13 protein-coding genes are annotated in these 13,883 nt (G+C 71.2%); 4 read left to right on the top strand and 9 right to left on the bottom strand.

What is annotated here, in order from left to right:
* Positions 1-12 precede the first annotated feature (12 nt).
* Both IPK81_03710 and IPK81_03705 read left to right on the top strand, forming a co-directional pair.
* Positions 13-1,080, top strand: coding sequence for an Ldh family oxidoreductase (locus tag IPK81_03710; GenBank protein QQS13364.1), 1,068 nt, complete (start codon positions 13-15; stop codon positions 1,078-1,080).
* A 53-nt stretch (positions 1,081-1,133) separates the two neighbouring features.
* Positions 1,134-1,544 carry a PaaI family thioesterase gene (locus tag IPK81_03705; protein ID QQS13363.1) on the top strand — a complete coding sequence of 137 codons (411 nt, stop codon included), beginning with the start codon at positions 1,134-1,136 and terminating at the stop codon, positions 1,542-1,544.
* Positions 1,545-1,552: 8 nt separating this feature from the next.
* Here the strand turns inward: IPK81_03705 and fahA are convergent, their stop codons facing one another.
* The 3 genes from fahA to IPK81_03690 form a co-directional block, all read right to left on the bottom strand.
* Positions 1,553-2,854 carry a fumarylacetoacetase gene (gene fahA, locus IPK81_03700; protein QQS13362.1) on the bottom strand — a complete coding sequence of 434 codons (1,302 nt, stop codon included), beginning with the start codon at positions 2,852-2,854 and terminating at the stop codon, positions 1,553-1,555.
* On the bottom strand, positions 2,854-4,200 hold the full coding sequence (locus IPK81_03695; protein ID QQS13361.1) for a homogentisate 1,2-dioxygenase: 1,347 nt from the start codon (positions 4,198-4,200) through the stop codon (positions 2,854-2,856). The genes fahA and IPK81_03695 overlap by 1 nt, the downstream gene beginning before the upstream one ends.
* Positions 4,201-4,293: 93 nt before the next feature.
* A complete protein-coding gene (locus IPK81_03690; protein QQS13360.1) occupies positions 4,294-5,487 on the bottom strand; it encodes a CoA transferase in 1,194 nt (397 codons plus the stop codon).
* Positions 5,488-5,658: 171 nt separating this feature from the next.
* On the opposite strand from IPK81_03690, the gene IPK81_03685 reads away from it, so the two are divergent.
* Together IPK81_03685 and benE are read left to right on the top strand one after the other, a co-directional pair.
* On the top strand, positions 5,659-6,900 hold the full coding sequence (locus tag IPK81_03685) for a Zn-dependent hydrolase (GenBank protein QQS13359.1): 1,242 nt from the start codon (positions 5,659-5,661) through the stop codon (positions 6,898-6,900).
* A complete protein-coding gene (benE, locus tag IPK81_03680; GenBank protein ID QQS13358.1) occupies positions 6,900-8,048 on the top strand; it encodes a benzoate/H(+) symporter BenE family transporter in 1,149 nt (382 codons plus the stop codon). Before IPK81_03685 ends, benE begins: the two co-directional genes overlap by 1 nt.
* A gap of 10 nt (positions 8,049-8,058) precedes the next feature.
* On the opposite strand, the gene IPK81_03675 is transcribed toward benE, so the two are convergent.
* Genes IPK81_03675 through IPK81_03650 form a run of 6 tightly spaced genes read right to left on the bottom strand, consistent with a single transcriptional unit; the run spans position 8,059 to position 13,870 of the window.
* Complete coding sequence (locus tag IPK81_03675; protein QQS13357.1) at positions 8,059-8,517, bottom strand: hypothetical protein; 459 nt, start codon at positions 8,515-8,517, stop codon at positions 8,059-8,061.
* 37 nt (positions 8,518-8,554) lie between these two features.
* Positions 8,555-9,895 (bottom strand): sulfite oxidase, encoded by a 1,341-nt coding sequence (locus tag IPK81_03670; GenBank protein QQS13356.1) that lies wholly within the window; start codon positions 9,893-9,895, stop codon positions 8,555-8,557.
* 45 nt (positions 9,896-9,940) lie between these two features.
* Positions 9,941-10,792 (bottom strand): ABC transporter permease subunit, encoded by an 852-nt coding sequence (locus IPK81_03665; GenBank protein ID QQS13355.1) that lies wholly within the window; start codon positions 10,790-10,792, stop codon positions 9,941-9,943.
* A gap of 3 nt (positions 10,793-10,795) precedes the next feature.
* On the bottom strand, positions 10,796-11,710 hold the full coding sequence (locus IPK81_03660; protein ID QQS14946.1) for an ABC transporter permease subunit: 915 nt from the start codon (positions 11,708-11,710) through the stop codon (positions 10,796-10,798).
* Entirely contained in the window at positions 11,674-12,834 is a 1,161-nt protein-coding gene (locus IPK81_03655) for an ABC transporter ATP-binding protein (protein ID QQS14945.1), read from the bottom strand. Before IPK81_03655 ends, IPK81_03660 begins: the two co-directional genes overlap by 37 nt.
* Complete coding sequence (locus IPK81_03650) at positions 12,776-13,870, bottom strand: polyamine ABC transporter substrate-binding protein (GenBank protein QQS13354.1); 1,095 nt, start codon at positions 13,868-13,870, stop codon at positions 12,776-12,778. The genes IPK81_03655 and IPK81_03650 overlap by 59 nt, the downstream gene beginning before the upstream one ends.
* Positions 13,871-13,883: the final 13 nt, after the last annotated feature.

The following is a 13,883-nucleotide window of genomic DNA, read 5'->3' as shown; positions in this document are numbered from 1 at the left end:
GGGAACGACACGATGGTCAACGTCTCCGCCGCGAATCTGCGCCGGCAATGCGTCGAGATCCTCACGCGCTGGGGCATGAGCCCCGAGCACGCCGCGATCAGCGCCGACGTGCTGGTCGAGACCGATCTGCGCGGCATCGAATCGCACGGGCTCTCGATGCTGCCGATCTACAACGACATGCGCGGCCACAAGATCAACATGCGGCCCGACATCCGGGTGGTGCGCGAGACGCCGGTGTCGGCGCTGATCGACGCCGACAACTCGATCGGCCACGTGCCGTCGAAGATCGGCATGGACATGGCGATCGCCAAGGCCAAGGCGGTCGGGATCGCCGTCGTCTGCGTGCGCCGCTCCGCGCATTTCGGCGCCGCCGGCTGCTACAGCGACATGGCCGCGCGCGCCGGATTGATCGGCATCGTCACGACATCGGCGCGCGGCATCACGATGGTGCCGACCCACGGCACCGTGCCGGTGTTCGGCACCAATCCGATCTCGGTGGCGGCGCCGGCGGCGCGCAACCAGGCGTTCAACCTCGACATGGCCACCACGCCGGTCGCGGTCAACAAGCTCAAGGTCTACTGGCTCAAGGGCAAGCAGATCCCGGAGGGCTGGGCCTACAAGGAGGACGGCACGCCGGAGCGCGACGCCGAGCGGGCGTTCCGCACCAAGCGGATGGCGCCGCTGGGCGGCACGCGCGAGACCGGCGGCCACAAGGGCTACGGGCTCGCGATGGTCGTCAACATCCTGTCGCAGACGCTGTCGGGCACGACGTTCCAGCCGCTGCGGGTCCAGCGCGAGGGCGCCGACACGCCCGACAATATCGGCCATTTCTTCCTGACGATCGATCCGAAGCTGTTCCGCGAGGAGGGCGCGTTCGAGCGCGACCTCGACGAGATGATCGACTTTCTGCATGGCCAGACGCCGGCCGACGCGTCGCAGCCCGTGCTGGTGCCGGGCGATCCGGAATACGCCGAGAAGGAGCGGCGCCTGCGCGACGGCATTCCGATCCCCGAGATGCTGGTCGAGCAGATCCGCGAGGTCTGCCTCAAGAGCAACGCGGCGTACCTGCTGGAGGGTTGACGCGGCGCGCCGCTTCGCGTCTATCGGGCGGCCCGACCAGAACGAGACCGAACGTGGACGCTGATACTCCGGCCGTGACGCGCCGCAACCCCTATCCCGAGAGCCTCGGCCTCACCCGGCTCGGCGGCGGCGTCGGCTTCGGGAAATTCGCTTTCGACCCGAGGCCGCACGACATGAACGGCGTCGGCGCCGTGCATGGCGGCGTGATCGCGGGCCTGCTCGATCTGGTCTGCGCCATGGGCGCCGGAGCGCATCCCGATCCGAAGCAGCGGCAGTTCTCGATCACGTTGTCGCTGAACATCAACTTCGTCGGGGCGGCGCGGCCGGAGCGGCTGATCTGCACGGGGCGGCGGATCGGCGGCGGCCGGCGCAACGTCTTCGTCGAGGGCCGGATCGAGCACGAGGACGGCTTCCTCGTCGCCACGGCGCAGGGCGCGTTCAAGCTGATGGCGCCGGGCGCCTGACGCCCGGCTCACGCCGCCGGCAGCACCGTGCCGCGGCACTCGCCGAAGCCGATGCGGACGCGTCCCTCGGCTTCGCACGCCGCGCGGAAGACGATCGTGTCGCCGTCCTCGAGGAAGGTCCGGGTCTCGCCGCCAGGCAGCGCCACCGGCTCCTTGCCGCCTTTCGACAGCTCCAGCAGCGATCCGGCCTCGGCCGGGAACGGTCCGGACTGGGTGCCGCTGCCGAACAGGTCGCCGGGCGCCAGATCGCAGCCGTTCGACGCGTGGTGCGCCAGCATCTGCGCCCACGTCCAATACGACTCGCGGAAGTTCGAGGTCGAGAGCCGCGTCGGCGCGACGCCGCCGGCGCGCATGCGCTCGCTCTCGATGAGCACCTCGAGGCGGATGTCGAACGCGCCGCGCGCCCGGTTCTCGGGCGAATCGAGATGCGGCAGCGGCTGCGGATCGTCGGCCGGCCGCGTCCATGGCGCGCGGTACGGCTCCAGCGCCTCCATGGTCACGATCCATGGCGAGATCGTGGTGGCGAAGCTCTTGGCGAGGAACGGTCCCAGCGGCTGGTATTCCCACGCCTGGATGTCGCGCGCCGACCAGTCGTTGAGAAGCACCAGCCCGAACAGATGGCGCTCGGCCTCGGCGATCGGGATCGTCGTGCCCAGCGGATTGCCGACGCCGACGAAGGCGCCCATCTCCAGCTCGTAGTCGAGCCGGCGGCAGGGCGCGTAGACCGGCGCGTTGGCCTCCGGCGGCTTGAGCTGGCCCTTCGGCCGATGGAAGCGCTGGCCGCTCACCCGGATCGACGAGGCGCGCCCGTGGTAGGCGATCGGCAGCCACTTGTAGTTCGGCAACAGCGGCTGGTCGGGGCGGAACTGGAGGCCGACGGCCGTCGCGTGGTGGATCGAGGCGTAGAAATCCGTGTAGTCGGCGATGCGCGCGGGCACCGCCATCTCGGCGTCGGCCTGCGCTGTGAGCGTCAGGGAGGCCTGCAGCGGCGAGCCCTGCCGCAGCGCGCGCGACGCCGCCAGCCGGACGGCCGACCACGCCGCCGGGCCCAGCCGCATCAGCGCGTTGAGGTCGCGCGTCGCCAGCGCGGCGGCGACGCTGCGGCCCTCGGCGCCGAAATGCCCCGCCGGCAGCGCGCCGAGATCGAGGATCATGTCGCCGATCGCGACGCCGGGCTTGAACGCCTCCTCGGCGCCGCGGCGGCGGAACACGCCGAAGGGCGGATTCTGGATCGGGAAGTCCGTGCCGGCCGCGTTGGCCGACTCGACCCAGCTGCGTAGCGCGGGATCGTGCGTCTCGTTCAACGCCATCACGTCCTCTTTCCGTCGAAGGTGGCGGCGAGCCCGTCCCAGATCCGGTGGTAGTCGCGCTGCCGTTCGACCGCCTCCATCGCGAAGCGGGTCGGACGCAGCGGGTAGCGGGTCTCGAACATGAAGGCCAGCGTGTCGTCGATCTTGTGCGGGGCCAGCGCCGTGGAACTCGCCTTCTCGAAGGTCGGCGCGTCGGGGCCGTGCGGCGCGAAGGCGTTGTGCAGCGAGGCGCCGCCGGGGACGAAGCCCTCGGCGCGGGCGTCGTACTGGCCGTGGATCAAGCCGAGGAACTCGCTCATGACGTTGCGGTGGAACCACGGCGGGCGGAACGTGTCCTCGGCCACCATCCAGCGCGGCGGGAAGATCACGAGATCGATGTTGGCCCAGCCCGGCGTGTCCGACGGCGCGGTGAGCACGGTGTAGATCGACGGATCGGGATGGTCGTAGCTGACCGTGCCCATCGTGTTGAAGCGGGCGAGGTCGTATTTGTAGGGCGCGAGCGTGCCGTGCCACGCCACGACGTCGAGCGGCGAGTGGTCGGTGTCGCACTCCCACAGATTGCCGCCGAACTTCACGACCAGCCGGAGATCGCCGGCGCGGTCCTCATAGGCCGCCACGGGCGTCTCGAAGTCGCGTGGATTGGCCAGCCCGTTGGAGCCGAACGGCCCCAGCTCGGGCAGCCGCAGATGCGTGCCGTAGTTCTCGCCAAGGTATCCGTACGACGGGCCGTCGGGCAGCTCGACGCGGCAGCGCACGCCGCGCGGAACGACCGCGATCTCGCCCGGCCGCGCCTCGACGACGCCCATCTCGGTCGCGAGCCGGACGCGGCCGGTCTGCGGCAGGAACACCATCTCGGCGTCGTTGTTGGCGAAGTAGCGGTCGACCATCGACGTGTTGGCGCGCCAGACGTGGACGCCGATGCCGGCCTGCATCGCGGCGTCGCCGTTGGCGCAGAGCGTCGCCACGCCGTCGATGAAGTCGGTCGGGCCGGTGGGCGCCGCGAACGGACTCCAGCGCAGCCGGTCGGCCGGCATCGGGACCTCGTCGACCGGGCCGGTGCGCCATAGCGGTTGCGCGTAGGGCCGGAACGGCGCGTTCCTCGCGGCCGGCCGGATGCGGTACATCCACGTCCGGCGGTTCACGGCGCGCGGCGCGAGGAACGAGGCGCTGGACAGCAACTCGGCGTAGAGGCCGTAGGGGGCCTTCTGCGGCGAGTTGCGTCCGACCGGCAGCGCGCCGGGCAGCGCCTCGGTGGCGAACTCGTTGCCGAAGCCGGTCTGGTAGGCGAGCGCGGTGGCGCTAGAGGTGGCGGCGCTGCGGCCGTCGGCGACGTCGGAAAATCTCATCTCCGCTCCTCCTCCCTGGAGGCGGGGCGTCGGGCGCCCCGGCCGCCGGACTATAGCCCGAGTCCGGCGCCGGAAGTGAGGCGGAAGGACGGTCTAGTGGCCGGGCGGCGCGTCGCCGTCGAGGCCGATGGCGCGGGCGTCCTTCAACGCGGCGATGTCGTCGTCGCGGAAACCGAGCTCGCGCAGGATCTCCCGGGTGTGCTCGCCAAGCCGCGGCCCCATGCGGCGGATCTCGACCGGCGCGTCCGACAGCCGGATCGGGTTGTTGGCGGTCATCAACTCGCCGAGGCCGGGGTAGTCGAACTTCAGGAAGCTGCGCCGCGCCACGGCGTGCGGGTCGCTCAGCATGTCGCCGACCGTCTTCACGGCGGCGCACGGCACGTTGGCGGGGATCAGCCTGCCGAGCAGCTGCTCCGCCGTCGCCGCCGCGAACACGGCCTCGAGCGCCGGCTCCAGCGCGGCGCGGTTGGCGACGCGGTCGTCGTTGGTCTTGAACCGCGGATCGGCTTTCAGATCCGCCAGCCCCAGCGCGTCGCACAGCTTGGCCCAGAACGCGTCGTTGGTGCAGGCGACGTAGACCGGCTGGGTCCTCGTGTCGAAGGTGCGCAGCGGCACGATCATCGTGTGCGAGGTGCCCATGCGCTGGGGGTTCTCGCCGGTGCGGCCGTAGTTGGTGATCCAGTGGCTCATGAGCTGCGCGCCGACGTCGTAGAGCGACACGTCGACGTGCTGGCCCTTGCCGGACTGGTTGCGACCGAGCAGAGCGATCGCCACGCCGAGCGCGCCATAGGCGCCGGTGGACTGGTCGACCGGCGCGGTGCCGGCGCGGGCCGGCGGGCCGCCGGCGTGGCCGGTCGCCTCCATCAATCCGACCTCGGCCTGGATGCAGGGATCGTAGCCGGCGCGCGGGCTGTAGGGGCCGGTCTGGCCGTAGCCCGAGATCGACAGGTAGACGATGCGCGGATTGGCCGCCGACACGGTGGCGTAGTCGAAGCCCAGCTTGCCGATCACGCCCGGCACGAACGCCTCCATGAAGACGTCGGCCTTCCGGACCAGCCGCATCAGCACGTCGCGCCCGCCCGGCGATTTCAGGTCGATCGCCAGCCCGCGCTTGTTGCGGTTCATCGCCGGCACCCAGGCGCCGCCCATCTGCGGGCGGAAATGGTCGCCCTGCAGCGGCTCGATCTTGATGACGTCCGCGCCCATGTCGCCGAGGATCTGGCCGGCGGTCGGGCCGGCGATCACCTGCGTGAGGTCGAGGACGAGGGTTCCTTCGAGCGGCAGCATGCGCGTTCCGTGGGCTGGAGCGGACGGTGGCGCGAAACTGCGCGGTGGCGCCGCCCACCGCAAGCCGCGCGCGCGCCCTGCGGGGTATGGCAGCCATTCGCCGGCCCGCGCGGATGACATCGGGCGGCGGCTTCGCTACCTAGGACCCCTTGGCCCCGGCGGAGCTCGATCATGGCGCTTCAGGACATCGGCAATCTCGCGATCAACGGCGACCGCCTCTGGGCGAGCCTGATGGAGCTGGCCGAGATCGGCGGCACCGAGAAGGGCGGCGTCTGCCGCATCGCGCTGACCGACCTGGACCGGCAGGGGCGCGACCTGTTCGTGCGCTGGTGCCGGGAGGCGGGTTGCGAAATCCGGGTCGACAAGGTCGGCAACATCTTCGCGCGGCGGCCCGGCCGCGATCCGTCCAGGCCGCCGATCATGACCGGCAGCCACCTCGACACCCAGCCCACCGGCGGAAAGTTCGACGGCTGCTACGGCGTGATGGCGGGGCTCGAGGTGATCCGCGCGCTGAACGACCACGGCTACGAGACCGAGGCGCCGATCGAGGTCGCGGTGTGGACCAACGAGGAGGGTTGCCGCTTCGCGCCGGCGATGACGGCGTCGGGCGTGTTCGGCGGCGTCTTCACGCTGGACTACGCGCTGTCGCGGACCGACCCCGACGGGGTGACGTTCGGCGAGGCGCTGCGCAAGATCGGCTACGACGGACCCGAGGAGGTCGGTGGCCGCGAGGTCGGGGCGTTCTTCGAGGCGCATATCGAGCAGGGACCGATCCTCGAGCGCGACGCCAAGACCATCGGCGTGGTGACCGCGGCGCAGGGACAGCGCTGGTACGAGATCTCGTGGACCGGCATGGAGAGCCACGCCGGCACGACGCCTATGGAGGGCCGCCGCGACGCGCTGCTGGGCGCGGCGCTGCTGATCGCCGAGGCGCGGCGCATCGGCGAGCGCCCCAACGGGCGGGCCACGGTGGGCGTGATCGAGAGCAAGCCGCAGTCGCGCAACACCATCCCCGGCCGCGTGTTCATGACGCTGGATTTCCGCCATCCCGACGACGCCGAGCTGGCGCGGATGGACGCCGAGATGCGCGAAGCCGCCGCGCGGATCGCCGCGGCGCACCGTCTCGAGGTGGCGATCGAGCAGATCTGGTACTTCCCGCCGACCCCGTTCGACGCCGCCTGCGTGGCCGCGGTCCGCGCCGCCGCCGAGAGGGCCGGCCTGCCGCACATGGACATCGTCAGCGGCGCCGGCCACGACGCCTGCTACGTCGCCAAGGTCGCGCCGACCGGCATGATCTTCGTGCCGTGCAAGGACGGCATCAGCCACAACGAGGTCGAGGACGCCCGTAAGGAGGATATCGCCGCGGGCTGCCAGATCCTGCTGCAGGCTATGGTCGGCCGCGCGAACGCCTGATGCGCGTCTCCGTCCTGAGCGCCGCGGTCGTCGCGGTCCTGGTCGGCCTCGGCGGCACGCTGCCGCTGATCCTCGCCGCCGCGCAGGCGTCGGGCGCCTCGCCGGCGCAGACCGTCTCGTGGCTGGCCGGGCTGGCGCTCGCGACCGCCGCCAGCACAGCGATCCTCAGCCTGCGCCACCGCATTCCGATCATCGCCGCGTGGTCGACGCCGGGCGCGGCGCTGATCGCCGCGTCGGCAACGATTCCCGGCATGCCGGCCGCCGTCGGGGCGTTCCTGCTCGCCGCCGGACTGATCGCGCTGACGGCCACCCTGCGGCCGCTGTCGCGGTTGGTCGACCGCATCCCCGCGACGATCGCGGCGGCGATGCTGGCGGGCATCCTGCTGCGGCTGGTGATCGCGATGGTCGACCAGGTGCGGATCGCGCCCGGCCTCGTGCTGCCGATGATCGCGGCGTTCCTCGTGATCCGCCTGGTCGCGCCGGCGCTCGCCGCGCTGGTGGTGCTGGTCGGCGGCGCCGCGCTGGCGGTGGCGCTCGGCCTCGTGTCGGCGCCGGCCGGGTCGCTGGCGCCGACGCTGCCGGCGTTGATCGCGCCGGCATGGGACCCCGCGACCCTGATCGGCGTCGGCGTGCCGCTGTACCTGGTCACGATGGCGTCGCAGAACCTGCCGGGCTACGCCGTGCTGCGCGCCTCCGGCTACGAGCCGCCGACGCGCTCGATCCTCGCCGTCACCGGCCTGGCGTCGGTCGCGACCGCGTTCCTCGGCGCCCACACCACCAACCTCGCGGCGATCACGGCGGCGATCTGCGCCGGCAGGGACGCGCATCCCGATCCGGCGCGGCGCTGGCTGACCGGGCCGGTCTACGCTGCCTGCTGGGCGCTGATCGCGGTCTTCGCCGGCGCCACGGTCGCGCTGTTCGCGGCGTTGCCGGCGGCGCTGCTGGCGACCGTGGCGGGGTTGGCGCTGCTGGGCCCGATGGCCGGCGCCGCCGCCACGGCGCTGTCGGTCGAGAAGGACCGCTTCGCCGCCGTGGCGACGCTGGCGACGACGGCGTCGGGCCTGACATTGTTCGGCGTTGGATCGGCCTTCTGGGGTCTGTGCGTCGGGCTGCTGCTGGTCGCGCTCGAACGCCGCCCGTGGCGGTGAACGCCGGCCGCTATTTCAGGAACGGATTGTCGCGCCCGCGGCGGCGCGGCGGAAAGTTCGTGGCGAGATAGTCGAGGATCAGGGCGCGGTCGTCCGGATCGGGGTTCGCCATGGCGTGTCGCTCGACCATCAGCTGGAAGGTCGAGTCCCACATGTCGCGCGTCATGCCCTGCGCCTTGATCAGCGCGGTGCCGTGGCAGGCGGCGCAGAGATAGAATGTCTCCTCCTGGCCCTTGCCGGCCGGCAGGCTGTCGATCGTGTCCTGGTGCTTGGCGTCGGGCGGCAGCGCCTTGGGGATCGCGCCCTTGGCGAGCGGGCCGCCGCGCGCGGCCGGCGGCGCGGCGGTGGACGACGCCGTGGCGGCCGGCGCTTCGCGCGCCGGCCGGAATCCGCCGGCGCGGTCCAGCATCATCAGCAACGCCAGCGAGCCGATCGCCAACGTCACCGCGCCGGTCATCGAGATGTTCATCGCGATAGCGACACCACGGTTCCGCGCCGTCGAGGGTTCACGCCTCGACGAGCACGGCGATCCGGTTCACCGGGTTGCCGCCATAGCCCTGCGGGTTCCAGTTGCCGGCGAGGAACGGCTGCGTGACGCCCTTGGTGTCGGTCGCCTTGCACCACACCTCGTAGTAGCCGGCGCCGGGCAGGTCGACCGAGGCGGTGAAGCGCTGCCACGCGAATTTGTTGGCGGGCGCCTTCACCTCGGCCTTCTTCCACGTGACGCCGTAGTCGATCGACACGTCGACCGACTGCACGGCGTTGTCGCCGGCCCAGGCATGGCCGCGCAGATCGATCTTGCGCGTGCCCTTGGCGAGCCGCGCGCCGTGCGCCGGGAAGGTGACGATCGAGCGCACGGGCATCGATTCGAGGATCGCCGTGTCCTTCGGGTCGCCCTTGCTGCCGGGCACGATCGGCGTCTTCGCCGTGCGGTACGAGAAGCCGCCCATGCCCGGGCCGTCGTGCTCCTTGTCGCGGATCCAGATCCGGGTCAGCCATTTGTGCGACGCCGATCCGGCCCAACCCGGCACGATCAGGCGGACCGGGCCGCCGTGGATCGCGGGGATGTCCTTGCCGTTCATCTTGAACGCCACCAGCGTGTGCTCGTCCATCGCCTTGGCGATGCGCACGCCGCGCGAGATCGAGGGCTTCGACGCGTCGCCCGACAGGTGGACGTCGGCGCCGTAGTGGCCGGTGTACACCGCGCCCGGCTTCAGGCCGGCGGCCTTCAGCAGGTCGGACAGACGCACGCCGGTCCACTCGGCGCAGCCCGCGCCGCCGTTGGTCCACTGGTTGCCGCGCGCCTCGGGCGAGAAGAACGAGCGGCCGTTGCCGCCGCATTCCAGCATCAGCTTGAGCGTGACCGCCTGGTACTTCGTCATCAGGTCGCCGAGCGCGATCTCCAGCGGAGTGTTCACCTCGCCGTCGATCTTGACCTTCCAAGCCTTCGGATCCGACGGCATCGACGACGCCTCGGGCGTCAATCCATTGTTGCGGATGAAGAACTTCTCGGTCGGCGTGACGTCGTCGTCCAGCAGCTCGGCCGGCGTCTCGGCGACCAACGGTTTGTCGCCGAGGACGACCAGATTGGCCTTGCCGTCCATTTTCAGGATCTTCGGGCCCTTCTCCGCCGGCGCCTGCGCCAGCGCCGCGGGCACGAGGCCGCCCGGCATGCCGCCGGCGAACGGCAGCGAGGCGCCGACGGCGGCGCCCATGGTCGCCAGCCCGGCGCCCTTCAGGAAGCCGCGGCGCGACCGCCCGGTGCGGCGGCCGAACACCAGCGCGTCGGCGCGCTCCGGATCGTCGCCGTAGAGTTCATGCATTCCACGCTCGACCTTGCCCGTCATCGTCGTCTCCCTCGGTTCGTTGGCGCGATTTATTATTAGTTATTGCTAATGTGCTATAGTTCCGGCGTCGGAGCAATCCCGCCGCGCGATACGGTCACCAGCCGGCTCCCCCGCCTTGAGGAAAGCACGCGCGACCAGGAGAATCGAGGCCGCCGCGACGAGGATGATCGTGGCCAGGACGTTGACCTGAGGGCTGACGCCGAGACGCACGCTGGAATAGACCAGCATCGGCAGGGTCTGGGACTGCGGGCCGGCGACGAACTGCGCGACGATCAGGTCGTCGAGCGACAGCGTGAAGGCCAGCAGCCAGCCGGCCGCGACCGAGGGCGCGATCAGCGGCAGGGTTATGGTGCGGAACACGACGGCCGGCCGGGCGCCGAGGTCGAGCGCGGCCTCCTCCAGCGAGCGGTCGAAATCCGCCAGCCGCGCCTGCACGACGACGGCGACGAAGGCCATGGACAGCGTCACGTGGGCGATGGCGATGGTCGCGGCGCCCCGCTCGGGCCAGCCGACGAGGCGCTCCAGCGCGACGAACAGCAGCAGCGTGGCGATGCCCGTCACCACCTCCGGCAGCAGCATCGGCCCGGCGACGAGACCGGCGAACACCGTGCGGGCGGGAAACCGCGCGCGCCGCGCCAGCGCGAAGCCGGCCATCGTGCCGAGGATCGTGGCGCCGGACGCGCTCGCCGCGGCGATGGCGAGCGACAGGGTCGCGGCCTCCATCATCGCCTCGTTGCGGAAGAACTCGCCCCACCAGCGCAGCGAGAAGCCCGCCCACACCGTGGCGAGCTTCGACTCGTTGAACGAATAGACCACCACCGACGCGATCGGCACATAGAGGAAGGCGTAGCCGACGACGAGGGCGGCGAGCAGACGCCGGTGGAGGCGGTGGGGCAAGGGCTAACGCCGTTCCAGCGCGCGTCCGCGGGCGCGCTGCAGCGCCATGACCGGCAGGACGAGCATGACCAGCATCGCGACAGCGACCGCCGACGCCGCCGGCCAGTCGCCGTTGGCGAAGAACTCGTCCCACAGCACCTTGCCGATCATCAGCGTGTCGGCGCCGCCCAGCAGGTCGGGGACGATCACCTCGCCGACGGCGGGGATGAAGACCAGCAGGCACCCGCCGGCGACGCCCGGCAGCGACAGCGGCAGCGTCACCGTGAGGAACGCGCGCCACGGCGGCGCGCCGAGATCGGCGGCGGCCTCCAGCAGAGCGCCGTCCAGCTTCACCAGCGTCGCGTAGAGCGGCAGCACCATGAACGGCAGGTAGGCGTAGGCGATGCCGAGGCACACCGCCCATTCCGTGCCGAGGATCGTGCCGGGATTCTCGGCGACGCCGGTGCCGCGCAGGAGCTGGTTGACCAACCCGTTTTCCGACAGCAGGCCGGTCCACGCGTAGACGCGGATCAGGAACGGCGTCCAGAACGGCAGGATGACGGCGGCCAGCAGGCCCGCGCGCCACGATTCCGGCGCGCGCGCGATGGCGTAGGCCATCGGATAGCCGATCAGCAGCGCCAGCAGCGTGGACAGCGCGGCGATGCGAAGCGATCCGATATAGGCGGCGATGTAGAGCGGATCGCCGACCAGCCGGGCGTAGGATCCACCGCTGCCGGTGAACGCGATCGGCGGCGTCGCGTCGGGCGCGGCGTCGCCGGCGCTGATGACCGCGACCAGGACGAAGGGCGCGGCGAAGAACAGCAGCAGCCAGAGATAGGGGACGTAGGGGACCAGCGCCGCGAGGGCGCAATCGCGCCACGCCGGCGATCGCGTGGCGCGGTTCACGACGTCACCACCACGGCGGTGTCCGGCATCCAGGAGAGCGACACCGCGTCGCCACGCGCGAGGCCGACCGCCGCGGCGGGTCCGACGTTGGCGTAGGACGCCTGGACCACGGTGCCCGAGTCCAGCGCGACATGGAGGATCGACTGGTCGCCGAGATAGGCGATGTCGCGCACCGTTCCCCGGGCGGAATTCGCGCCGCCGGCGCCGGCGCGGTCGACGGCGATCCGCTCCGGCCGCAGCACCAGCCACGCCGGCGCGTCGGCCGCCGCTGCGCCGGGGTGCGCCACGCGGACGTCGCCGCCCCACCGATCGCATCGGAACGTCGCGCCGGAGCCGTCGCGCGACACCAGCCGGGCCTCGAGGATGTTCGCCGACCCGATGAAATCGGCCACGAATCGGTCGGCCGGACGCTCGTACACCGCCGCGGGCGCACCGCATTGGACGAGGCGGCCGCGATCCATCACGGCGATCCGCGTCGCCATCGCCATCGCCTCGTCCTGGTCGTGGGTGACCATCACGAAGGTGATGCCCAGGCGCCGCTGCAGCTCGACGAGTTCCAGCCGCGTGCGCTCGCGCAGCTTGCGGTCCAGCGCCGCCAGCGGTTCGTCGAGCAGCAACACCAGCGGGCGCTTGATGATCGCGCGGGCCAGCGCGACGCGCTGCCGCTGGCCGCCCGAGAGCTGGTCGGGCCGCCGCGCGGCGAAGGCGCCCATCTCCACGAGATCGAGCGCTTCCGCCACGCGCGTCGCGATCTCGCCCTTGGGGCGGCGCTCCTGCGCGAGCCCGTACGCCACGTTGCGCTCCACGCTCATGTGCGGGAAGAGCGCGTAGGACTGGAACATCATGTTCACGGGGCGCAGATAGGGCGGCAGCGCGGCCATGTCGGCGCCGTCGATCTCGATCCGGCCGGAATCCGGCGTCTCGAACCCGGCGAGCAGCCGCAGCAAGGTGGTCTTGCCGCAGCCCGAGGCGCCGAGCAGCGCGAACAGCTCGCCGCGGTGGATGTCGAGGTCGACGCCGTCGACCGCCGTCGCGTCGCCGAACCGCTTGACGACGCCGCGCAGCCGAAGGATGGCGTCGTCGCCGGTCAAGGCGGGGTCACTTGCCGGTCTTGACGGAGGTCCACAGCCGCGTGCGGGCGCGGACGTGCTCCTGATCGCCCGGCGTGATGGTGAAGAAGGTCTTGCGCACCTCCGCCGGCGGATAGACCAGCGGATCGCCCGACACGTCCTTCTTCATCAGCGGCACGGCGGCGCGGTTGCCGTTGGCGTAGCCGACCGCGTCGCTCGACGCCGCCGCGACCTTGGCGTCCAGCAGGTGGTCGATCCAGCGGTGCGCCTCCTCGACGTTCCGGGCGTCCTTGGGGATCGCCATGACGTCGATCCAGAGCTGCGTACCCTCCTTGGGGATCGCGTATTCGACGGCGACGGCCTTCGGTTTGGCCTTGGCGCCGCGGTCGCGCGCCTGCAGCACGTCGCCAGAGAAGGTGAAGGCGACGCAGATGTCGCCCTTGGCCAGCGCGTTGATCATCTCCGCGCTGGTGAACTTGCGGATGAACGGACGCACCTTGCGCACGACGTCGGCGGCCTTCCCGAGGTCCTCCGCCTTCTTGCTGTCGGGATCGAGGCCGAGGTAGAGCAGCGCCGCCGGGAACACGTCGGTCGGGCTGTCGAGCATCATGACGCCGCAATCCTTGAACTTCGCCACGACCGCCGGATCGAACACCATGCGCAGGCTGCCGACCGGCGCGTCGGGCATGCGCTTCTTGACCGCCTCGACGTTGTGGCCGACGCCGGTCGTGCCCCACATCCACGGCACGCCGTGCGCGTTGCCGGGATCGTACTTCGCGAGCGCCGCCATGATGTCGGGATCGAGGTTGGCGTAGTTCTTGAGTTTCGACCGGTCGATCCTCTGGAACAGCCCGGCGGCGAGCTGGCGCGCGAAATGCGGCGACATGGTCGGCGTCACGACGTCGTAGCCGGACTTGCCGGTGCGCAGCTTGGCGTCGAGGATCTCGTTGGTGTCGTAGGTCGTGTAGTTGACCTTGACGCCGGTCGCGGTCTGGAAGTCCTTCGCGGCGTCCTCGGCGATGTAGTCGGTCCAGTTGTAGACGTTGACGGCCTTGCCCTGCGCCAGCGCCGGGGACGCGGCGAAGGTCGCGAGAATGGCTGCGGCGAAGGCGCGGGACTTCATGGCGGACTCCGGT

It is taken from the genome of Rhodospirillales bacterium (assembly GCA_016699855.1).
In the GTDB taxonomy this organism is placed as follows: Bacteria; Pseudomonadota; Alphaproteobacteria; order Reyranellales; family Reyranellaceae.
This window is presented reverse-complemented; position numbering and strand designations above follow the sequence as displayed.